This window comes from Candidatus Woesearchaeota archaeon, from assembly GCA_016187565.1.
Lineage (GTDB): Archaea > Nanobdellota > Nanobdellia > Woesearchaeales > JACPJR01 > JACPJR01.
This window is the reverse complement of sequence record JACPJR010000023.1, coordinates 1-21,440: the sequence shown is the minus strand read 5'-3', so window position 1 is coordinate 21,440 and position 21,440 is coordinate 1. Positions and strand designations below refer to the sequence as shown.

21 protein-coding genes are annotated in these 21,440 nt (G+C 39.9%); 14 read left to right on the top strand and 7 right to left on the bottom strand.

What is annotated here, in order from left to right; translation table 11 throughout:
• Positions 1–185 precede the first annotated feature (185 nt).
• From HYW21_06470 to HYW21_06440, 7 genes are all read left to right on the top strand, one after another.
• Complete coding sequence (locus HYW21_06470; GenBank protein MBI2548968.1) at positions 186–491, top strand: Bro-N domain-containing protein; 306 nt, start codon at positions 186–188, stop codon at positions 489–491.
• A 4-nt stretch (positions 492–495) separates the two neighbouring features.
• Positions 496–906, top strand: a complete 411-nt coding sequence (locus tag HYW21_06465) for an HIT family protein (protein ID MBI2548967.1) — start codon at positions 496–498, stop codon at positions 904–906.
• 185 nt (positions 907–1,091) lie between these two features.
• Complete coding sequence (locus HYW21_06460; protein MBI2548966.1) at positions 1,092–2,549, top strand: hypothetical protein; 1,458 nt, start codon at positions 1,092–1,094, stop codon at positions 2,547–2,549.
• 12 nt (positions 2,550–2,561) lie between these two features.
• On the top strand, positions 2,562–3,080 hold the full coding sequence (locus HYW21_06455; protein ID MBI2548965.1) for a hypothetical protein: 519 nt from the start codon (positions 2,562–2,564) through the stop codon (positions 3,078–3,080).
• A gap of 58 nt (positions 3,081–3,138) precedes the next feature.
• Positions 3,139–5,304: a sugar phosphate isomerase/epimerase gene (locus HYW21_06450; protein ID MBI2548964.1), complete on the top strand. Its 2,166-nt coding sequence runs from the start codon at positions 3,139–3,141 to the stop codon at positions 5,302–5,304.
• Positions 5,305–5,378: 74 nt separating this feature from the next.
• Positions 5,379–5,921, top strand: coding sequence for a hypothetical protein (locus HYW21_06445; protein ID MBI2548963.1), 543 nt, complete (start codon positions 5,379–5,381; stop codon positions 5,919–5,921).
• 45 nt (positions 5,922–5,966) lie between these two features.
• Positions 5,967–6,731 carry a hypothetical protein gene (locus HYW21_06440; GenBank protein ID MBI2548962.1) on the top strand — a complete coding sequence of 255 codons (765 nt, stop codon included), beginning with the start codon at positions 5,967–5,969 and terminating at the stop codon, positions 6,729–6,731.
• Positions 6,732–6,739: 8 nt separating this feature from the next.
• On the opposite strand, the gene HYW21_06435 is transcribed toward HYW21_06440, so the two are convergent.
• On the bottom strand, positions 6,740–7,177 hold the full coding sequence (locus HYW21_06435) for a hypothetical protein (protein MBI2548961.1): 438 nt from the start codon (positions 7,175–7,177) through the stop codon (positions 6,740–6,742).
• 133 nt (positions 7,178–7,310) lie between these two features.
• On the opposite strand from HYW21_06435, the gene HYW21_06430 reads away from it, so the two are divergent.
• Together HYW21_06430 and HYW21_06425 are read left to right on the top strand one after the other, a co-directional pair.
• Entirely contained in the window at positions 7,311–7,517 is a 207-nt protein-coding gene (locus HYW21_06430; GenBank protein MBI2548960.1) for a hypothetical protein, read from the top strand.
• A gap of 149 nt (positions 7,518–7,666) precedes the next feature.
• On the top strand, positions 7,667–8,839 hold the full coding sequence (locus HYW21_06425; protein MBI2548959.1) for an ATP-binding protein: 1,173 nt from the start codon (positions 7,667–7,669) through the stop codon (positions 8,837–8,839).
• 24 nt (positions 8,840–8,863) lie between these two features.
• Here HYW21_06425 and HYW21_06420 read toward each other — a convergent pair whose 3' ends face one another.
• Both HYW21_06420 and HYW21_06415 read right to left on the bottom strand, forming a co-directional pair.
• Positions 8,864–10,756, bottom strand: a complete 1,893-nt coding sequence (locus tag HYW21_06420) for a beta-CASP ribonuclease aCPSF1 (GenBank protein MBI2548958.1) — start codon at positions 10,754–10,756, stop codon at positions 8,864–8,866.
• Between the two features lie 74 nt (positions 10,757–10,830).
• Positions 10,831–11,475 (bottom strand): proteasome subunit beta, encoded by a 645-nt coding sequence (locus HYW21_06415; GenBank protein ID MBI2548957.1) that lies wholly within the window; start codon positions 11,473–11,475, stop codon positions 10,831–10,833.
• Positions 11,476–11,730: 255 nt separating this feature from the next.
• Between HYW21_06415 and HYW21_06410 the strand changes: the two genes are divergently transcribed.
• The 3 genes from HYW21_06410 to HYW21_06400 all read left to right on the top strand — a co-directional run bounded on the left by HYW21_06410 (position 11,731) and on the right by HYW21_06400 (position 14,868).
• A complete protein-coding gene (locus tag HYW21_06410) occupies positions 11,731–12,546 on the top strand; it encodes a TrmB family transcriptional regulator (protein ID MBI2548956.1) in 816 nt (271 codons plus the stop codon).
• 65 nt (positions 12,547–12,611) lie between these two features.
• On the top strand, positions 12,612–14,414 hold the full coding sequence (locus HYW21_06405) for a hypothetical protein (GenBank protein MBI2548955.1): 1,803 nt from the start codon (positions 12,612–12,614) through the stop codon (positions 14,412–14,414).
• Between the two features lie 97 nt (positions 14,415–14,511).
• Positions 14,512–14,868 (top strand): putative toxin-antitoxin system toxin component, PIN family, encoded by a 357-nt coding sequence (locus HYW21_06400; protein MBI2548954.1) that lies wholly within the window; start codon positions 14,512–14,514, stop codon positions 14,866–14,868.
• A gap of 69 nt (positions 14,869–14,937) precedes the next feature.
• On the opposite strand, the gene HYW21_06395 is transcribed toward HYW21_06400, so the two are convergent.
• Together HYW21_06395 and HYW21_06390 are read right to left on the bottom strand one after the other, a co-directional pair.
• Complete coding sequence (locus HYW21_06395) at positions 14,938–16,476, bottom strand: hypothetical protein (protein MBI2548953.1); 1,539 nt, start codon at positions 16,474–16,476, stop codon at positions 14,938–14,940.
• 152 nt (positions 16,477–16,628) lie between these two features.
• The gene (locus HYW21_06390) at positions 16,629–17,585 is read right to left on the bottom strand and encodes a hypothetical protein (protein ID MBI2548952.1); all 957 of its coding nucleotides are present in this window, start codon (positions 17,583–17,585) and stop codon (positions 16,629–16,631) included.
• A gap of 226 nt (positions 17,586–17,811) precedes the next feature.
• Between HYW21_06390 and HYW21_06385 the strand changes: the two genes are divergently transcribed.
• Complete coding sequence (locus tag HYW21_06385; protein MBI2548951.1) at positions 17,812–18,405, top strand: hypothetical protein; 594 nt, start codon at positions 17,812–17,814, stop codon at positions 18,403–18,405.
• Complete coding sequence (locus HYW21_06380; GenBank protein MBI2548950.1) at positions 18,389–18,826, top strand: HEPN domain-containing protein; 438 nt, start codon at positions 18,389–18,391, stop codon at positions 18,824–18,826. The genes HYW21_06385 and HYW21_06380 overlap by 17 nt, the downstream gene beginning before the upstream one ends.
• A 72-nt stretch (positions 18,827–18,898) precedes the next feature.
• On the opposite strand, the gene tnpA is transcribed toward HYW21_06380, so the two are convergent.
• Both tnpA and HYW21_06370 read right to left on the bottom strand, forming a co-directional pair.
• Entirely contained in the window at positions 18,899–19,333 is a 435-nt protein-coding gene (gene tnpA, locus HYW21_06375; GenBank protein ID MBI2548949.1) for an IS200/IS605 family transposase, read from the bottom strand.
• A 374-nt stretch (positions 19,334–19,707) separates the two neighbouring features.
• The gene (locus HYW21_06370) at positions 19,708–21,246 is read right to left on the bottom strand and encodes a proline--tRNA ligase (protein ID MBI2548948.1); all 1,539 of its coding nucleotides are present in this window, start codon (positions 21,244–21,246) and stop codon (positions 19,708–19,710) included.
• Positions 21,247–21,440 lie beyond the last annotated feature (194 nt).

Sequence of the window (21,440 nt, the reverse complement as noted above, 5' to 3'; positions counted from 1 at the left end):
GGAAAAGATAATGGGATGTTTAAGGACGGAACAGGGAAAAAAGACGACACAAATAATGATGAGTTTATTTGGCACATGGAGATTACAAGGAATAAATCCATATAAGGAATTAAGGGATATCCTCTAGAGGTTAATACATACGGAATAACTGAAGATGAAAAGAAGATTATTGAGAAAAGCTTAAAATGAAAGATAAAGATACTGCCTTAGTCGTATTTCAAGACAAGAAAATACGAAGAATATGGCATAATAATGAATGGTTTTTCTCAGTTATAGATATAGTTCAAGCCCTAACAGACAGCAATAACCCAAGAAATTATTGGAGTATGCTCAAAAAAAGGGAATCGGAGTATGGTGTTGAGTTGTCCACATTTTGTGTACAACTGAAATTACCTTCAGCAGATGGCAAATACTATGAGACAGACTGCTCCAATACTGAGTCTATTTTTAGAATAATCCAGTCAATTCCTTCAAGAAAAATAGAATGGTGAAAATATGACTGACTGTATCTTTTGTAAGATTGGAACAGGAATAATTCCCGCAGCACGTGTTTATGAGGATAAAACAGTCATGGCTTTCTTAGACATCAATCCTGCTGCAAAAGGACACACCTTGGTTATTCCCAAGAACCACTATGAGAAACTTAGTCAAATCCCTGAAGGAGAACTATCGCTGCTCATGCATGGCGTTCAACAGGTAGCCAAACAAATGGAAAAAACACTCAAACCAGAAGGAATGAACATCCTCGTTAATGTCAGTAAGGCTGCTGGTCAGGAAGTACCGCATATCCATGTGCATGTGATTCCCAGAAAACAAGGTGATAAGGTTGATTTGGGATGGGACCATGAACAGTATGAAGCAGGAGAGATAGAGATATTCAAACAAAAACTGGTAACCAGAATGTGATGTCATGTACCACCCATCAAAGAGATAGAAATAACTATCACAAAGGGTTTCGATGGTTCTTAAATAAACAAATGTAGAAAAGTTTATATAGGTATACATTTATAGGTACTAAGTCCAGCTTAAGCTCTGAAAACGAGTTAAAGAATAAAAATAGTTAGAAAATCGTTAAAGAATGCAAAAAGAAGATGACAAGCTCAGCACTCTTGAAGAAATACGAGTTTAAGGAAGAATTTGAAGAAGTAGGGGTAAGTAGAGTAGGAAATAGAACGTCTGTTTTTGCAAATACAGGATATCCCAAGGCACATCACCGGTATAGACTTCATTTTCAGTCCTATAACCTCTCGGTGGAAGAGCCCTATTTCTGGATACTCGATTATCTGAGAAGTGAGATGGGTGTCTATGAAATTGAAAAGATTACTGATCTTTTTGCAGCCTCTGAGCACTCAGCTTTTTTTGGGAATGCCCAACAACGAATAGGTCTTCAACAGGATAAAGTAAGTCAGTTTTTGGCAACCATTGGCAAGATGGTCAAAGAACTCTTCCAGCTTGTCCGTGAGCTTCGTGTTATTGATGAACGATTAGGATATTATGATGACAGTATGACGGGTAGTAAGAGCAGTGAAAGCGCTGAGATAACCCTCAAAGGAATCTGGATAGACCTTGTCGAACAAGGAAGTAAAAACCCTGCTTCCGTGTACGGTATGGCGCGCGAACTGCAGTTTGTTACCTTACCAGACCTCTTTTTTCGCTATCATCCCAAAAATGCAGCAGAGGTTGATGCCATTGTTGACAAAATTGAATTTAATCGGAAAGTACGCGAAGTGCTTAAACGTAAGCTACGATCATACATGGAATGGAAAATACATACCTACACTGAACTCAAAAACAAACGGAAGTTTACGCTCAAATATCTCCGCCAACACTATGATGTTATTCGGATGTATATGACTTGGGTGAAGCCTTATCTCCGCAATATTCGAAGACTCCAGATGGATTATGAGAGAACAAAGTCACCAGACCTTATTGCGGCCTTCGAAGGATCAATAATTGAGATTGAAATCATTGCAAAAAAATTCCCAGAGTATCAACCAGTAAAGTACCGTGAAATAAAGCACAACAAGTACTACTATGCTGCTGCCATTTTTCATTTTGATTTCCGTACCAAGCCATCAATGAATTACCAGCAAGAAGGTTATCAACGTGGTCCTATTCATGTAGGGAGATTTGATCTGGTGGTTAAGGGATACGCATGGAAGAAAAAGGATATTGACAACTACAAAACCATGAAAGAAGAAGAGGACTTTGAACTGCTTGAGAATATCGATGCATCAGTAAAGATCGCCATGGAGGGATTAGGAGATGAGCTCAAGCGGTATCTGAAAGAGGCAGGCGAGGAATCTGCGTTTGTAGGTGATACAGATAAGAATCCACCATCACAAAAAAAAACACCGGAAGGAGTCAAGAGTTTTTTAGGAAGCAATTTATTGGGTATTTTTTCCCCTCCACATCCTGCAAAAAAAGGTGATGCTGATGAGGCTGTCTTAAAAGCAGAAAAAAAAGTGGCAGAGGGGGAAGTTGAAGGGCTTTGTTTTTTTCCTTACAAGGATTACAAAAAAATCCATGGGATATTACAATGGAATTAATGAGGATGGGACATGAATCTCGATGAACTAAAAAAACTTTCACCTCAAGAAAGAGTCAATGCGCTGAAGAAATTTGAAGAGGAACGAAAAAAAGAGCTTGTCGAAGCAGAAAAGCTCATGAAAGAGTCATTAACAGAAATTCGAATGGCTGAGGTGGGTAGAACCGTTGAAGTTCCTCAGGTAGAGCCCGTTGATATCAGCAAGCTTTTTGAATCAACAACTGAGGGATTAGAAAAAAAAGTTCCTCCTTCGGAAATTCCACAAAGAATTGAACAGCAGATCCGTTATGAGGTCAAACAGAATTATGAAGCCCTGAAAGAATTGACGCAGGAAATGTCACGCGCAGGGACATTTTACAGTATGCCTGAAAGTAACCAACAGCGAGTGAGAGAGATTGAGGACAGACTCAGTCAGTTTAACATTCAAAATTATAGCCTCGACATTGCACGTCAGATTGTTGCCTCAATGGGCATTATCGAAAAAATAAAGCGATATGGAGGAATGCCCGATCAACTGCAACGATCATTTTGAGAAAGATTAAGAAAAAGAACACCTGAAAAAGAGCGTAGGAAAAAGAGGATGAGCAGAGATGCAATTTAATTCAGGATATTATCACCCTATGGATAGGGCATATGACAGTGGACTACAGCATGATGTTACTGCTGATGCACCAACCGCTCCCCTGGGAGTTATCGAAAGACCAGACCTTCCTGAATTAGATACTGAAACAAAGCAAGCCATTAGTGCTGATCTGGGAATTAAAGATGTCGGTATGAGTGTTCCACTTGGAATAGCTGCCACGAATGTTCAAGGCGTACAGGCAAAGATTTGGGCAGGTGCTGGCAATATTGAGATTGGCTTTCCAGGAGCTATTCGAGGACAGCGAAATGCACAAACCCCTGAGATGTGGGGTGCTGAGCAACGACGAGCATTACGCGAAATCGCAAAAGTCAATGAGGTTAATTTTACGACTCATTCCTCGTACAATCTTCCTGGACTAAGTGGAACAGACCAACACGGCAATTTCAGCTGGCAGCAGCGCAAAATGGCTGTTGATGAAGTCAGAAGAGCTATTGAATTTGCCGCTGATGTTCATGACGGCGGCTCGGTTGTTGTTCATACCGGTGAGTATGACAGGCCAATTTCTGAACAGCCCTGGGCAAGAGATAAAACAGGAAGGCTTCTGTTCAAACAATACTTCAAAGAGCCTGAGCAAGCAATCTTCCGTGTTATTGATGACAGGACAGGACAGTTAATGCAAACCGTTCAGAAGAATAGGAAGGTCGCAAGGCCAAAGTGGAAAGTGAGCAAAGAAGAAACACCTTATACTGATGCCAATGGGATGATAGTCAATCCTGGAGAATATATTGACTATGAAGGAAACAAGATTGTTGATCCCTATGATACGGTTCATGGAAGAGTCCCTGACTATAATGAAAATACACGGAGATTTGAAACACGCTTACTTAGCTTTGACGATTTCATTGATGAAGCAAAAAAAAGAAACGAATACAGGGAACAAAAATTAGGAAGACCCTTAACACCAGAGGAAACCACCCTACCTGAAGAAGAATTCATGCGTGCAACCTTGGAAACTCAAGAAGGACACTCCCGCGGTTGGGCATTGCAGTATGCACAAGACTTTAAGCGTGAGGGAGAGGCACTCAGGAAACTTCTTGATCTCAGAAAGTTCTATGCAAAGCTTGATGAAAGTCTTCCTGAAGAGGAGAAATGGAAGATCTTACGCAGTCATGATGGTTACCGTTATTACAGCAGTATGCTCACCCCTGAAACAAAACACCCACTACAAATCCTTGATGATGAAATCGCAAGTCTCCGTTCACGTATGGAATTTGCTCGTCAGGCGTCAGCATCACAGGAGCAACAAGCCCAGGATACTGCAGAAACAAAAGAGCATATCAAAGCTGCGATTAAGCGTGTCTGGGAAGCAGGATTTAGGGGGTATGCAGAAGGTGGTATTTATGCCATGGAGAAATCAAAGGATCCAGAAAGGCCGATTATGATTACGCTTGAAAATATTTTTCCTGAACGCTATGGAGGCCATCCTGCCGAGCTCAAAGAACTGGTAGAAGGATCGCGAAGAGAAATGGTCAAGCTGCTTACTGAAAAAAATATTAACAACCCGGATTCAACAGCCCCCGAAAGTCGCATCATTAATAATCCCTACTATCACCCACAGATAAACAAACAAGAAGCAGAAAAACTGGCGGAAAAGCACATTAAAGTAACTATTGATACTGCCCATGCAAATCTCTGGAGGAAATATTATCAGGATGACCCAGCGAAAACAAGGGAGCAGAATGATGCTGGCTTTGATAAATGGTTGGTTTCCCAATTTGAAGATTTAGCAAAGGCAGGCATGATCGGTAATGTCCATCTGGTTGATAATTATGGATATCAAGATGACCATCTTGCGCCAGGAGAAGGTAATGCTCCTGTCCGTGAGGTGGTAAAGATGCTCAAAAAATATGGTTACAAAGGTGCTTACACCGTAGAGCCAGGAGCTGATGCTTCTACCAATAACAGCGACTTTCATGGCTTAATGAAAACATGGCGTCACTTTGGCAGTCCTGTGTATGGATTATCCGGTTCTACCCGCGTAGGCGCACCACAAAATTCCTGGACAGACATCCAATATTCATACTTTGGAAGGACCTATCCTCCCTATTTCATCTTTGGGGCTTATGCACCAAGTAATGATTGGACACTCTGGACAGGAGTGCCGATGGAATGAGTCCAAGTAGAAATACCAAGAAATAAATCAGACATGCCACAAAAGATAAAAAAGACAGCGTAAGACAACTACCCATGGAAGCCCACTATCGAGAAATTAAAAGAAAGTATGATGAATTCTCCCAGTCCTTACTCAGGCAAGGTATGCTGCCATTGCGTGATACACAGATTGGATTTTGGGGAATTGCACCCTCTGATGAGGTGTTTACATTATTTACCAAAATAAAGCTTCACCACTATGGAAACTTTATTGATCTTGGCTCTGGTGATGGTCGTGTTGTGTTAATTGCCTCTTTGTTTACCAATGCAACCGGCATTGAATTCGATCCATGGTTAGTTGAGAATGCACAAAAAATTCAACAATCGCTCTCTGTTATTCCAAGCATGCGCCGAGCACGGTTTATTCAGGATGATTTTCGTAACCATCATTTGAGCGCTTATGATCTGGTGTTTATCCATCCTGACCAGCCCATGCACCGCAATGGTCTTGACAACAAATTAAATAATGAATTAGAAGGAAGGCTTGTTATCTTTGGACCACATTTTCATCCACGAGATCTTAAGAAAGAAGCAACCTATGATATCCAGGGAAGTTTGATAAGTACGTTTGTGCGGTAAATGTTTTGAGAAAATTTATATATCTATCAAATATTGTAGGCAAAGATGAGTTACAAGAACTTAACAAATTTTCGGACTATTCTTGATAGTGAAAGTTTTAACTATATCTCAGATCATAACAGAATTAAAGAGATCGAAGACATCCTCCGTTATCGTATTTCAACTCCAGACCGTAGAGAATATCACTACATAAAATTATTACAAGAATTTCTGGAAAGGCTAACTTATTTTTACAATTCAGTTGCTGCTCATAATGTTCCCAATATAAGATTGGGCTATCTTACTGTTCTTGAACAATTGGAGAAAGGTATTAGACTTTTTTCTGAACCATTATTCAAAAGGAGAAGCATTTCTCGAGGATACTCCAGGAAATTCAATAACACTTTTTTGTTTGGGTTATCTAAATTACATGATGGAATCAGAGCTGCATTTGATCCCGACATAATCTCTTCTACAAAAATAAATACAGAACAATTTGTTAGATATATCTTGGATAATGCCGAAGGATTGGGTAGAACATTTTTATTTCATAAAACAGGCAGACACAGTTTTGTAAATAAGATCGGCAGTCTTAATATGCAGGAACTGAAGGTAACTGCTCGACTTTTAATGAGACCTTCTGGAAATCAAGTTAGAACTTACCATGGCTGGAGAGATCTTGGTTTAGGGCAAACCCCAATAAGAATTTTGTCTGCGCATAGATTCCTTGGAAGAGATAGAGTGTATTTTTTATTTCGTCTTAGTGAACATGCCGCATACGACGCTCAAATAGAGATCCCTCCAGATAAAGTGGTATTCTCAGCAGCGTAAAAACTGCGTTAAAAATTACCTGATTCAGAACGTCGATAGATATCAATTAATCTCCTGAGAACTAATTCAAATTGACGCTCTTTACCTTCAGCAACTTGCTGTTCTGAACAGACAGGACCTTGATTAATGTCTCTTAAATGAACCCTAAAAAGATAAAAAACCTTTTCGCCAAGATTTGATGACCAAGAAGTGGGTAGTCTTAAATCGTCAAGTGTTCTTTGCATAGATAGTGAATCTTCTCCAACATACAAAACTCTTGTAGGAGTTTCACCAAAATACGCTATCATTACTTGTTCTCTTGGATGACTTCTTCCAACTTCAAGTAATTCTCTAGGATTTAACGTTATAAGATGACCCCCTTCTTCAACACTATATTTTCCAGCATCAGTATATCTGCAATATACCGGATCATTTAAGATATCAAATAAAGCCTTTAAATTTCCCATATTCGCATAGAAAATAGTAACCGATTATATAAATCTATGTTACTTAGTAGTAATTAAACAGTGGCTTTATTCTTTGCACCCCTCGACGAAAAAACCAAAAGATATTTAAAACAGGGAGACATCCTCTGGAGTAATGGGGAAGAAATGTATTATCTGCGATGAGCCAGCAGTCTTTAGTATCAAAGATTCTCGGGACTATTACTGTGAGGATTGTGCACAGGAAAACTTTAACGACCTTACCTTACTCCAAAAAGTAGAAGAACAGGCAAAAGTCATCAAAGACATCATCAAAGAAAAGATCAATGATGATAATGAGGATAGGGAAGAAGAGGAGGTTTAGCTGGAGAAGCACGGACTGCATAATTTGTAAAAATTTTCTGAAAGAACTATTTAATTAAACTGTACTTTAATTTTAGTGAGGTTATTCTTAAACTACAATTTAATTTTAGTAAGGTTTATATACAAGTCCCATGTTCTATAATCACTAATATGTACGTGGAAAGGTCCATTAAGGAAGTATTCGACAAAGTTAAAGAAGTCTATATGATTATTGCTGTAGTTGGCGCAAGGCAGGCTGGCAAGACTACTTTTCTTAAAGAGCAAATTAAGGGTATTAAAGCAGGATATCTCCTTTTTGATGATCCTGATATCAGGGAGCTTTTTGAGGCAGATATAAAAAAATTTGAACTGCAGTATTTAGGCCAAGATTTGGTTGTTTTTGATGAGGTCCACTATTGCAGGGAAGCTGGTCCTAAGCTCAAGTATCTGGCTGATAGCGGCCATAAGATTTGGCTTACATCGTCTTCAGGAATCATCCTGGGAAAAGATATACTCTCTTACCTTGTTGGCAGGGTTTCTGTGCTCAAGCTTTATCCTTTTTCGTTTAGCGAATTCCTGTCAGCTAAGGGCCAGAAAGCAATGAGCAATAAAGTAGAAAAAAGGCTTGTATGGGAACATCTGACTTACGGCGGATATCCAAAAGTTATTTTGGCGGAAGATAACGAATTAAAGAAGATTATTTTGAGGGATTTGCACGATACCATGCTGCTCAAAGATGTCGCCCGCACTTTTTCAATCGATGATATCAGCTCTTTAGAAAAGGCAAGCAAATATCTGTCCAATAATATTGGAGGCATTCTCTCTTACAACTCAGCTACTAACGTGCTGGGCATTTCATTTCCTACACTTAAGAAATATTTGGACGCCTTGGAGAAAAGCTATCTTGTTACCCTGATCCCTCCGTACTGTAAGAACAAGAACAAGGAGATTAGCAAACAGCCCAAGATTTATTTTATAGACACTGGAATGCGCAATGCTGTTGCAGGATCTTTTGCATCCGTGGTTGATGGCAAGCTGTTTGAGAATTATGTGTTATCAGAGTTGTTGAAAGCAGGATTTTCTCCCAAGTATTGGCGTACTAAGGCCGGTGCTGAGGTTGATTTTGTTATTGAGGCTGGAGAAAAGATTATTCCAATCGAATGCAAACTCTATGCTGATTCTGCTAAGAGGAGCTTAAATTCTTTCATAAATACCTATGGTCCTTCACATGCTTTTGTAGTTAATTATGAAGGCTTAACCTGGGGAAAAAAAACAATGGGGTGCACAGTTACCGGTTGTGGTGTCGGGAAATTAATCAGCTATTTAAACACTCTATTAGCCTAATCCCCTAGTCCTTTGTTGCACGAATCATTTAATTCGTACCACTTCGAGGTTTCGTGGAGCAACGGTTTCGATGTTGTTAAGCTTATGGATAGAGCTTGCAAGATCTAAGCATCGAGAATGCTCACCGTGATTGATGATGACTTTCTTCGGCCGTGGTGTACACTTGTACACAAAACTCATTAACTGCCTTCTTCCTGAATGACCCGTAAATCCATCAATAGTATAGAGTTCCAGGTTTACAGGAACAACATCCTGTTTCATACCCCGTTTAAAGAAAATTTCTTTTTCTCCACGCTGAATTCGCCTGCCCAAACTTCCTTCACCCTGGTAACAAACAAAAATAAGTGAATTTCTTGGGTTATCTGCAAGATGTTTAAGATACTCTACTGATGGTCCGCCCATAAGCATTCCTGATGTTGCAAGAATAACACACGGTCCTGTTTCCTCAACTACTTCTTTACGCTCTTTCCCACTGCCAACTCGCTTAAAGATGGGTGCTAAGAAAGGATTGTCGTTTCGGTGAAAGATCTGTTTTCTGACCAGATTATTCAGATATTCGGGATAGGCGGTAAGGATTGCTGTAACATCCCAAACCATGCCATCGATAAAAACAGGAATTTCCTTAAGCTTTCCTTCAGCGATAAGGCTATAAACAATAAGCATAACTTCTTGAGCTCGGCCAACACCAAGGACTGGGATAAGCACTTTACCATTGCGGTTAACGGTTTGGGTAATAATATCTGCCAGATATTGCTCACATTCTGCTTTTGTTGGTAAAATATTATCTTTACCACCATACGTGCTTTCAATAATCAATGTTTCAAGCCGAGGGAAGTGTGTTACTGCTGGTTCCAGAAGCATGGTTTTACCAAACTTTTGATCTCCAGTGTACAGCAAATTATGCAATCCATTACCAATATGCAAGTGAACCATGGCACTGCCCAAGATATGACCTGAATTATAGAGGGTAATCCTTACATCCGGAGTAATGTCAGTAACCTCTTCATAATCAACGGTAATGGTATGCTTAACCATTTCCTTAATCTCTTCGCTGGTGTAGAGCGGCTCTTTTCCTTCATTGCGCATAATCTTCACCATGTCAAGCTGGAGGAGTGCCATAACATCTCGCGTCGGTGGTGTACAGTACACCGGACCACGGTAGCCGAATTTAAAGAGATACGGAATAAGCCCACAGTGATCAACATGGGAATGACTAACAATAACTGCATCAAGTTCATTGATTTTAAATTCTGGCGCCTCAAGATAGGGATACGCATCTTTTTCAGAAGCAACATCAATGCCACAATCTAATAAAATCCGGGATTCTTGTGTTTGAAGGAAAAGACAACTTCTTCCGACTTGTCTGCCTCCACCCAAGAAGCTGAGACGAACCCATTCATGCTTTTTTTCTCGTAGCCATCCATCATAGATACGATGACCAACCTTATCAAGAAATTTCCTTCGATAGTCAGAATTTTTGTACAGCACCGCTCTGATGTTCTCAATAAGCTCAGAACGAATTGCTGGTGTTCGTTTGATAAGAGGTACCCATAATGTTTGGGCTCTTATTTCCCGTAAAATACTTCCCTGTTTCCCTATGGCAAGGCCTGGTTTTTCTGCTTCGATAATGACAATGCTTCTCTGGGAATCAAAGATAATGTTACTTATGGTAGCTTCTTGAGGAATAATGCCTCGAATAACTGCTTCTGCTTTCTCAGGGTCTAAGGTAATAGCAGGATCTGGCCGAAGCTCAACTCTTTTTTTGATCTCTTCAACAACACGCTTTATAGAACCCTCATTATTTAAGAAAAATTCCTTATCTTTCGTATACAAAACAATATTCGCAGCCTCAAAGCAAGCATCGCTTATTTTGTCTGCAGGTAAGTGTTTTAAAATCTCTTTAATAATTTCGCTCATAGAATACACCCGAGTATTTGTTTGACAATGGATATGTCACAATTGTCTCTAGTTACGTCTTTCAATATAACTCGCTATTTCTGTCGTAATAAGGCAGCAATAGTTGACTCTTCAACCCGCTGGATACCTGCAGACGAGATGGTTACTACGTCGATACCATTTCCTGAGGCAATGTCACGTTGGAGTGCAGCACTTATTGCCTTTACGGCAAGAGAAACACCCTGCTGAAGGGATAATCCCTTATCATATAGTGTTTCAAGAACACCATAAGCAAAAACACTTCCCGAGCCAGAGGTGATATAATCATCTGCATCAGTCACTGAACCATCAGCGAAAATATCATAGATTGAGCATCCAGTCTCATCTCTTCCTCCCATGACAAAATGGGATATTCCTGGAATAACTGAGAATCGACGTATGTTACTGTAAACCATCCCACCAAGAAAATTTGCAGCTTCTTTTACGGTAGCCTTCGTCCCTGTTCGTAGCTCCTTAAGCTTTAACTCTGCTTTGAGTAACTTACTGAGAAGCTGAGCATCAGAAACCGTTCCTGCCATGGTGATGGCTAAATCATCATTAACGATGTAGATTTTCTCGGTTTTTTTGTTAACAACAAGATATCCTGCAGTTGCTCGCTTATCCGCTGCAAGGACAACGCCATCTTTACATTTAATAGCAATGGTAGTAGTACCTGTTTTCATAATCTGCTGAGTTTCCATTTTACTTCATTAACCTCTTAAGAAATAACACGTAACTCCCTGAAATGGTAGGTACTATATAAATGTTTCGGTTTTTGGTTTTTGTTTTGTTCTCTATTACCGTAAATCAAAACCAAGAAACTCATCGCAAAACCATACAAGAATATGGTGATGAAAGCATAAACCACGGCATACTGCCACTCGTGAGTGGCAAAAGATAGAAAGCTTTAAATACGTGTAACGATTTCTAAGACTTAACTAGAGGAGGGTGTAAAAATGATCGCACAAAAAAGTTTTTTAAACAAACTAAAAGAATTTGGTCTTAATAGTTACGAAGCTAAGATTTGGACGGCATTACTTTCTCGTGGAGTATCAACTGCAGGAGAACTTTCTGATATCTCAAATGTTCCTCGTTCCAGAAGCTATGATGTGCTTGAGAATTTGGAAAAGAAGGGATTTATTGTCATGAAATTGGGCAAGCCTATCAAATATATTGCTGTTCCCCCAGAAGAGGTTCTTGATCGTGTGAAGAAGCGCATTAAGGAGAATGCAGAAAAACAATCGGAATACCTTGATGAAGTGAGTGATAGTCCTATTATGGCTGAATTGAATCTCTTACACAAACAGGGTGTGGACGTTGTTGAACCAACTGAGCTTACGGGAAGTTTCAAAAGTAGAAATCATCTCTACAACCAGATGGAACTCATGATTAAAGCAGCCGAAACAAGTGTTACTATTATGACAACGGCTGAAGGACTTGCGAGAAAAGCAGATGTACTCAAAACCGCGTTTGAAAAGGCGAAAAAGCGTGGCGTGAGCATTAAAATCGCTGCTCCAATTACCAAAGAGACCTTTATTGCTGCACGAGAATTATCTTCTTTCGTAGAACTACGAAATGTTCCAGAGATCAAAGCACGGTTCTGTTTGGTTGATGGCAAGGAAATCGTCTTTATGCTCCTTGATGATAAGGACGTACAACCAAACTACGATGCAGGCATCTGGGCAACAACTCCATTCTTTGCAAAAGCAATGCAAGATATGTTCAATGCAGTCTGGAAAGAAGCTGAGACAGTGAAAGCTATAAATAAGTAAACATGTTTCTTCTCCAAGCTTGATTTCCCAGTGCGCCATTAAGCTAGGCACAAAAACAACAGACTATGATTCAAAGCCTAGAAGAGATTGCACAAAGAAGAGAATTTGATAGAAAACGCTATGGGGACAAAACAGTTCTATTAGCTGAATTTCTTGTTGATATTGATGCACAGGGCTTCAGATGCACTAAACCATTTGGTTATGTTGTGGATACAGATGAGGTAGATGAGAAACGTTTACGAGAAACATTTGATAGTTTAGTTGACAAAATTCACACTTCAATCGGTGGGAGAAAAGTAGGTGCCATCTATTGCAGAAGTTCTGCTTATCAAGAATATTCAGGATCAAATGAGAGTGTTGCCGTCTTATATGATGAACGTGACCCTGAACAAAGTTGGCGTAACTTTCAAGAATCATTTATAAGGGTAAGAAAACAAGGTAATGTAAAACCAGTTCTATTGCAAAATGTAGTTGGTGACATAACCCAAAAAGAGAGGAGGGTTATCAGAAAAGTTCATGAATACGAATGGCCTGGGCTTCCTAGCGGAAAGCATCCTATAGATCTCAAAGTTGATGATCTTCCTGAATTCCAAAGGATAACTACCGAAGCAATTCGGGAAGCTTTGAGAAGAGAAAACGTTGAATTACCAGAATATGACACGAAAAATGCTGATGGTTCTTCTCTATGTCTGGAGCTTTATGTTGAAAATGGACCACATATTGATACTCTTTCTCTGAGTAGTCGATGGAAGCTTGAAAGTGGTGAGTACATACGTTCTATGCTATTCGTGATAGCTAATCCTTATATTGATGCACAAGGTTATTCACGGAATGATGAGAATAATTTTTGTGACAGAGAGGGAAGGGTTATATTAAAGAAAGGCACGGTTGTTTCTTTAGGAATCACGGAAAGAGAATATGAATATGTTATTGGACAAACAAATACCGCGTTTGTTGCAAGAAGTCGTGATTATCTAGAGCCGGAGATGGAATCTGTAAAAAGAGCATGGGGTTTGACCAGTTATCTCATGGGGAGTAATAAAGAACAAAGTCTTTGGCTTAAGTCAATGATTATAGAGTACTATGATCCGAAAACAGGAGAACTGGAAGAATCTATAAATTTAGGACATGACTTCCGGCATTCAAGTACACCACGATACAGTCAAAGGGCATATGAGGTGTTTTCGGTAAGGACAGGAAGAATTGAAGTTAGAGAAGATGCCGCATTTGTTGATACATTTCCACCACCTATAAGCGGTGAAGTCCAAAGAATTGCACGATTTTATCATGACAAATTAGGTGTTGAAGTAGAAATAGAGGGTTGTGAGAAAAAAGGGCAGTTAACTATTTTTCAGATTACCGAATCTCCCTTACCTCATGACGTGATTTCTCATCTTACTGAAGTACCCGAGGACCGAGTTTTATACAGAGAAGAATTTGGGAGGGGCGCGATAAACTATTTTGGACATGTCATTATTAAAGAAGATAATAATTATAAGAAAGTTACCGAACAATTTGACCGGGAGGGAATTCCTTATTTAGTGCTGGGATTTGATGATACCGTTACTCAAGAAAGGAATTTTTTGTATATGGCGACTGAGGGAAGTATTTGTACTGATGTCATTAAATTAACTGGAGGAAACAAAAAAGGATTTGCTATGTTTGGTCAACACCTCTGGGGTATAGCTTGTCAAACAACATTCAATGCTGCACAAAATGGTAGACAAGGAGGCATGTTCTATTCAGATATTACAACTCTGATGGAAAAATTGAGAGGTCATGTAACAGAACTGAGTGGAGTGAAAGTTATAACCGGGGTTCATGTAGAGGCTTGTAGAGAAGGAATGCAGATGTATACGTCCTCTTAAGTCTTCCACCAACACCCTGTAAAACATTTGAGAAAATGAAGTGATACCTAGAAAACAACAGAGAAAGGCGAAAATAAAAAATTAGCAATTTCTTCTAATGCAGCACCTTCAACAGTATCTAATGATAAATAACTGCTTTAGTAGACAAGAATTAAGATATTATTCTACTACTGAGATTCTTTCAGAATACCAAGAAATTTTGAAACGGGACTTCGATTTCTCTGACGAAGAGGTGTCTGAAATTATGGAAAAAGTTCTCACATTTGTAATTATGGTAAATCCCCAAACGAAAATAAGTGTAATAAAAGAAGATTCTGATGACGATAAAATTGTTGAATGTGCTCTTGAATCTGAGTCCAAGTATATTATCACCTATGATAAACATTTGTTGAATCTTAAAGAATACAAGGGGATACGAATAATTAGACCAGACGAAGCAAGGGTTATCCTATAAGAAGGGTATTTCTTCTCTCATTTTAGGCAAGCCTCTGCAATGAGCTTTGGTATATGTTTTCCTAGTCACTTACTTCCTTCGACTCAATGCAATGAGCAGAACCACGACAACAATGACTAATAGAACCGTTAGGAAGAGCATGGTAATGCTAAACCAATTCTGCTTGAACTCACCGACTGACAAGAGCGGTAGATCGCCAGAAGGCATAGAAACGGTTTGCGTTGGTGTTGTACCAACTACTTCAGGAACGCCTCCTTGGGGATTCGTATCTTCTGAAGATTGTCCAGATTCTGGCTCTTCATTATAAGTCTCTTCATCATCATTGTTTTCTGGCTCATCAGCAGATTCTTCTTCTGGTTCTTCAGTTTCTTGTTCAGTACACGTAACACTGAGTTCTACGGTTTCTGTCGCTACTTCATCATCATCTTCATAGGAGGCCCGCAGTACTAATGGGTAAGTACCAGAAGGAATAGTTTGGGGAACACGAATAGCAATAGAACGTGCATAGGTATTATCATCACCTTCTTCAAGGGTAAAGTTATCTTCGTATGCAATACCGAGGTCATCGTTGGTTACCGTAAGGACAATCTCTTCATCATTTTGACCAATGTTCACTAATTCCATCTCTAATTCTGTAGATTGGTCACACATCAGTGAGGCATCATCAAGCAGAGCTTCACTAAAGATAACTTCATGCGTTTCTTTTTCTACTTCTAAGTCAAAGGATAGATTACGTTCATGGATTATGCCATTTTCAGCTTCTCCTTCTATTTCGAGCAAGACCTCATAGCTATCATCCTCGGCATCAGTAGGAATGGCAAACTCAAGCGTCACTGGCTTTTCTTTCTCTGGAGAGAGATCAAATGCATCTGCTTCCTCCTCGAGTTCATCACCATCATCAATATCAGCGATAGTAATACGGACTTCAATATCCTCAAGATCATAGGCATCATCAGTATCTTCAAAAAGGCTTTCAAGGGTGATGTCAAATTTGACGACTGATCCTGGTTTCACATCTTTAATACGTCCACCATCTTCATCAGCACTACTTTTGTCATCATCAACAAAAACCTCAACTTCTTTAAAGTCCAGATAGGCACAGGAATCCCTAAAGGTATATCTCGGTGGTTTTGTTCCTGTAACCCCATAGGCAAGTCCGATAACATCACCTTGTCTGGCACAGTATTTTTGACCTGAAGCAGTAAATTTTCCATTCCAACAATTCCCATTACCATCATACGTGACAGGACTCTTCACATACGCTCCATCATCAATAAGATAGAAATTCCAGAATTGATTCGTAATGCTACAGGAGGTACCAGCAAGAGGATCACCATAACCATTGATACGACAAAGATCATGACCCTCTGCGTCTGGATCAGACCAGAGAAGATCAAATGATGTTCTTTCCATGACTTCAAAACCGGTTTCCTCTTCTTCTGCATCAACGCAATTCATAACTGTTGTGCCATTAGGAAAAGCGACACTATAACCTACGGGAAAACTTTTTGCAGTGGCTGTTTCTGCAGCCAGCACCAAAGAAAAAACAAACAGTAATGTAACGATCCAGGTATAACGACCTATATCAGCACGAGAATCACAACGCATGACCACCACCCTTTCTAGTTAATCCAGTTTTCTTTACAATATGCTTACTAAGATGTCAGATGTCATTACTTGAAAATATATAAACCTATCGTAATTCCCAAGTGGTAAGAAAACAGCAGAAATATTATAGGTAAATCAAAGTACTATGGTAATTATGAGGAGTATGGTCCTGGCTCAAAATTGTGTGTACGGAGCCAAGATTTAAGGGTTGGAAAATGGGTTCTTCCCATGACAAAAGCAGCAGAGGCATATCCGTTTCTTTCCATGTAATCAATAGTTTTTTCAAGTGCCAGCTCACTTCGCTGCTTCAGTTCACGTGTATCGTTCAATTCAGGTGGAAAATCTCGATTTGCAGAGTCTTGAGATGAATCTTGATCTGAAATAAAAGGATGTTTTTGTTCAATCTCGTGACGAAAATCATCAATCATAGCAAGAACGAAACCATAATCTGCCATAACGCTCTCTGGAGCAGGATAGGCTATACAGTGTTTTGCATAGAAAGCCAAACGGTCTTGGAGCATAGAAAGATTATTGTGAATCTCCGGACCAAGACTCCGCTGATACAGGTCCATGTCTTCATAGCCATAGAGAGGGAGTTTACCATGGAGAGCTAGGGCAATGACACTTCCTGGAGAGTAGCCAAGAAAGGGCCTATCAGGATGAGTGCCAACATAGATTTCTGGTCCTGCATACACTAAGGGATATGGACCGAACTGCAGGTCAAGCGTGTAGGCCTCAGGATCTTTCGAAAGTTCAATAAGTGCATCAAGATATGCCCAATCTTCGTTGATTTGTTGTATGGTCTGAGGAGTAACCTCTCCTTCCAATCCCTCAAGGGCAACGACATCAATCCTTCTATGCTGCATCAATGCTTCAACTTTCTGTGGGGTTGGTGCGTTGCGGTGATGTGTTTCTGAGAAAAGATAGAGGGTAAGATCCCCTCGCGTCCATGTTTGGTCCAGAAGTTCATTGATACTGATGCTGTCCGCTACTCCATAGAGAGAACCATCAAACAATTTTTCAGGTGCATCCCTTTGTTCACATGCTACGCTTAAGCTTAACGCAGTAGTGAGGGTAGCTGCACAGATAGCTTTTGCTGTTCGATACATCCGGGAAAAGAATCAGGAGCGCTTTAAAAACATTGCTCCTAAACGATGTAAACATCTCGTCAAAATCACCCAAATGGGTAATCTTCCTGCCTTTTCTTGAAGAGCTTCCGGAAAATCAACCACAACACATATTCAAAGTAAAATCTTCTCCTTTTGTCGAGAGGTTTCAAAGACCGAAAGGTTTATATATTAACTATGAGTTAATATATCTTAACTGGTAGTTAATATGATCGGATTAAGCGATAAGGAAATTGAAATCCTGCTACTCTTAACTAAAGATCTGTATACCGATTATAATGCAAATAACATTACCAAGAAACTTGACATAACCCCTGCAGGGGCTTTTAAAGCTATGAAAAATCTAGAGAAAAAGGGCTTAATAACTAGCAAAAAAATGGGTAAGGCCGTCTTTTATAAGATTAATCACGAAGACTATTATGCCTTTAGAGTTGTGGAAACCCTACTGATTGGTGAAGCACGGCAGAAAGCATCCCGATGGATAAGTGAGTTTCATGATCTCTATAAGCATGTTGAGATAGCACTGATTTTTGGTTCTATTATGAGAACACCCCAAAAAGCAAACGATATTGATCTCTTAGTAGTTTTAAAAGAGGATAACTATGATGCCATGCGGCAGGTTATTGAGAGGCGAAGACGACTAGTAACAAAACCAATTCATCTCATAAAGCAAACACCAACAGACCTACTTAAAAACCTTAGGACAAAAGATAAAGTCCTACAGAACGCACTACAATACGGCTATGTATTATATGGCTACGAACAACTCCTGAAGGTGATCATGGATGTCGCAAGCTTCTAACAAAGTAAAATGGTGCCTACACAAGGCAAAAGGAGAATTAGAATCTTCACTGTCCCACAGAGGATTAGTCCAAGTAAAAGAAAATAGAGACCTTGCTGAGAAGCACCTACGAAAAGCTGAACATAATCTCAAGGCTGCACTTTGCTTTCGAAAAGAAGGATTTTCAGATTGGTCTACAAGTGCTTTCTTCTATTGTATCTATCACTGTCTTCTTGGAATTGCTGCACGGTTTGGCTATGAGTCAAGAAACCAAGAATGCACTATTGCCTTGGTTGAATGGCTGATAGAGGAAAAAAAGATCAATCTTGATAAACGATTTATAGATATGTTAACAACAACAAACCCAGAAGAAGCACACATCACCAGCGTTATTCGTTTAAGGGAAAATTTTCAATACGGTGTTGCACTAGAAATGAAATAAAAATTAATGCGGGCTACCCTGTACGCTAAAGCTCAGGGTTTCCTTCGCCCGCATTAAGAGTTAAAACTACGTTTATTGCATTTCTCGTGTCGCTTTCCATTGATTTCCTTTGCTGTTATCAATGTATTTTCTTACAGCATCTGCACTTACATTTCCCACACTACGATAAAAGATACCTTTGCTCCAAAGCCTTGGGTATCTTTGAAGACTAGGTATTTTACTTCTTATGTAGTAAGAAGTACCACCTTTGATCAGAGAACAAATCTTCAGAATAGATTTCCTTAGTGGACAGGAAATGAATAGATGCACATGGTCGGGCATAACTTCAAAAGTAAAAAGTTCAATTTTATTCCGACTACACACTTGTTTTATTCCTTCCTCGCATAGAATTTTTGTCGTCTCATATTGGAATACGGGATAACGTGCTCGTGGCACAATTACCACATGATACCAATTTTGGCCTTTACTATGCGAAAGGCTTTTTAACTCACAGCTCCCGCTATTCATGTTTAACACCTCATACTGGTTGTCGTAACGATGACCGGTATGAGCTCATACTTTCTGCGCCAAATTCGCTACGCTACTTCGAGAAAAAAACACCCTTAAGAAAAAGCTTCGCTTTTTGGGCACCTGCGGTGCCTTTTGGCTCACCTCGAGCTGAAGCATCACGCTAAAGACGAGGAATCGCCAAAACAGAATTATTTAAAGAATATAAGGAATTTCAAGAACTTCTGGGCCTCTGTAAAGAGGTCATTGAAAATACAAAAGAGATTGTACATCGCTAAGCATTTCTATGCTTTTTGCTAGCCTTTATGCTTCTGATACTTTTGGTCTGTAAAAGAAATGTTCCTATCATTTCTGGACGAGAATATCCGTTGTTTTCAATAGTTTCGAGCGAAATAAACAGTATGTTTAGCTGGTTTGCCACATCTGATGCATTTCTTCCCTTGAGGCACGGAATCATGCAAGGGAATACATCGAGAAGTTACCCCTTTTGTTGTTGTTTTAATGTCCTCTTCGCAATCAACGCTACCACAGAAAAACGCTTTTGCCATTTTTTTGGTGTTCGTGCACGTAACAAAGTCATCCCAGTTTTCGGTAGCTACTATACTCTGATCAAATGCTTGTTTGGCCTTCTGATAAAGGTCTGTTTGCATAGCATCAATTAACTCGGACAATCGTGTTTTTAATTCGTTAAACGTTACGATTTCCTTTTTTCCTGTATCCCGTCTTACCACTACAACATGTTCCTGTGCAAGATCTTTAGGACCAATTTCAATACGGAAGGGAATACCTTTGAGTTCCCATTCATTAAATTTCCATCCAGGAGTAACCTCATCACGGTCATCAACCATGACTGAAAAATACTCGTCCTCAAGTTGTTCCTTGAGGAGATGTGCCTGTCTCAGAACAACTGCTTTGGTATCTTCAAAGAGGATAGGGACAATAACTGCCTTGAGAGGAGCTATCCGTGGTGGCAAGATAAGACCTTTATCATCAGCATGGGTCATGACAACCGCTCCAATAAGTCTGGTTGAAAAACCCCAGGAATTCTGCCAGGGTAGGTGTTTCTCTTCATCATGACCAATAAAGGAAATGTCAAAGGCCTTAGCAAACCCTTGACCCAAGTTATGCGATGTTCCTAATTGGAGAGCTTTACCGTCAGGCATAAATGCCTCAATGGTTGTGGTATAAAGAGCACCGGCAAATTTTTCTTTCTCAGTTTTTTGACCGAGGAGTACGGGAATAGCGAGTTGTTCCTCAGCAAGTTTACGGTACTCTTCAAGGTAGAGAAGAACTTCCTTATCACAGTCTTCTTTGGTTTCATACACACAGTGACCTTCCTGCCAAAGAAATTCTCGTGAACGTAAAAAAAGTTTACAATCTTGGACTTCCCAGCGTACGATATTACACCACTGGTTGATGCGCAAGGGCAAGTCTCTCCAGGAACGGACCCACCGTGCATAGGAATCATAGATTATGGTTTCAGAGGTTGGTCGCAATGCATATCGCTCACCACTCTCTTCATCTTTTTTCATGATCCAGGCAACCTCTGGTTCAAAACCAGCTGCATGTTGCTTCTCACGTTCGAAGAACGATTCAGGAATAAACAGGGGGAATGAGGCATTCTGTACGTCCAGCAGCTTGAGGCGCCCATTGAAATAATTCATGATATTTTGCCAAATCGCATAGCCGCGTGGACGAATGACCATACATCCTTTAATCGGAGCAAAATCCGCAAGCTCGGCCTTGAGAATAACCTGGGTATACCATTCAGGCATGTCTTCTGCTTTCTTAACGGTAATGCCTAAGTTGCTTCGCGATGTTGCAGCTTTTACTGCGGTTATTGACGATTTTGCTGGTTTTGTCAGCACTTTTTTTGCCACGTTTGCAGTTTCTGTTTTCTCTTGCTTCTGCATACCGACAAGAAGGAACAATCCTTATTTAAAGGTTTGGTATACATCGGCGCCATCAGCTTCATCCAAAAAATAGATTAACTCTTTCGCATAGCCTTTTATGATATGGGTAAAGCCAAGATTCGGCTTAACCCACAAATAGACTCGATTCGTAATCGAGTTCTATTGGAAAGAGGGATAAAAATCCTTCTCTCTAT

Excerpts from the sequence above, each read along its gene's own strand:
- HYW21_06420 (MBI2548958.1), bottom strand. The coding sequence starts at position 10,756 with ATGAGCGAAATTATTAAAGAGATTTTAAAACACTTACCTGCAGACAAA.
- HYW21_06465 (MBI2548967.1), top strand. The coding sequence starts at position 496 with ATGACTGACTGTATCTTTTGTAAGATTGGAACAGGAATAATTCCCGCA.
- HYW21_06415 (MBI2548957.1), bottom strand. The coding sequence starts at position 11,475 with ATGGAAACTCAGCAGATTATGAAAACAGGTACTACTACCATTGCTATT.
- HYW21_06435 (MBI2548961.1), bottom strand. The coding sequence starts at position 7,177 with ATGGGAAATTTAAAGGCTTTATTTGATATCTTAAATGATCCGGTATAT.
- HYW21_06450 (MBI2548964.1), top strand. The coding sequence starts at position 3,139 with ATGCAATTTAATTCAGGATATTATCACCCTATGGATAGGGCATATGAC.
- HYW21_06405 (MBI2548955.1), top strand. The coding sequence starts at position 12,612 with ATGATTCAAAGCCTAGAAGAGATTGCACAAAGAAGAGAATTTGATAGA.
- HYW21_06410 (MBI2548956.1), top strand. The coding sequence starts at position 11,731 with ATGATCGCACAAAAAAGTTTTTTAAACAAACTAAAAGAATTTGGTCTT.
- HYW21_06395 (MBI2548953.1), bottom strand. The coding sequence starts at position 16,476 with ATGCGTTGTGATTCTCGTGCTGATATAGGTCGTTATACCTGGATCGTT.
- HYW21_06455 (MBI2548965.1), top strand. The coding sequence starts at position 2,562 with ATGAATCTCGATGAACTAAAAAAACTTTCACCTCAAGAAAGAGTCAAT.
- HYW21_06425 (MBI2548959.1), top strand. The coding sequence starts at position 7,667 with ATGTACGTGGAAAGGTCCATTAAGGAAGTATTCGACAAAGTTAAAGAA.
- HYW21_06440 (MBI2548962.1), top strand. The coding sequence starts at position 5,967 with ATGAGTTACAAGAACTTAACAAATTTTCGGACTATTCTTGATAGTGAA.
- tnpA (MBI2548949.1), bottom strand. The coding sequence starts at position 19,333 with ATGAATAGCGGGAGCTGTGAGTTAAAAAGCCTTTCGCATAGTAAAGGC.
- HYW21_06460 (MBI2548966.1), top strand. The coding sequence starts at position 1,092 with ATGACAAGCTCAGCACTCTTGAAGAAATACGAGTTTAAGGAAGAATTT.
- HYW21_06470 (MBI2548968.1), top strand. The coding sequence starts at position 186 with ATGAAAGATAAAGATACTGCCTTAGTCGTATTTCAAGACAAGAAAATA.
- HYW21_06380 (MBI2548950.1), top strand. The coding sequence starts at position 18,389 with ATGTCGCAAGCTTCTAACAAAGTAAAATGGTGCCTACACAAGGCAAAA.
- HYW21_06445 (MBI2548963.1), top strand. The coding sequence starts at position 5,379 with ATGGAAGCCCACTATCGAGAAATTAAAAGAAAGTATGATGAATTCTCC.
- HYW21_06400 (MBI2548954.1), top strand. The coding sequence starts at position 14,512 with ATGCAGCACCTTCAACAGTATCTAATGATAAATAACTGCTTTAGTAGA.
- HYW21_06385 (MBI2548951.1), top strand. The coding sequence starts at position 17,812 with ATGATCGGATTAAGCGATAAGGAAATTGAAATCCTGCTACTCTTAACT.
- HYW21_06390 (MBI2548952.1), bottom strand. The coding sequence starts at position 17,585 with ATGTATCGAACAGCAAAAGCTATCTGTGCAGCTACCCTCACTACTGCG.
- HYW21_06370 (MBI2548948.1), bottom strand. The coding sequence starts at position 21,246 with ATGCAGAAGCAAGAGAAAACAGAAACTGCAAACGTGGCAAAAAAAGTG.
- HYW21_06430 (MBI2548960.1), top strand. The coding sequence starts at position 7,311 with ATGGGGAAGAAATGTATTATCTGCGATGAGCCAGCAGTCTTTAGTATC.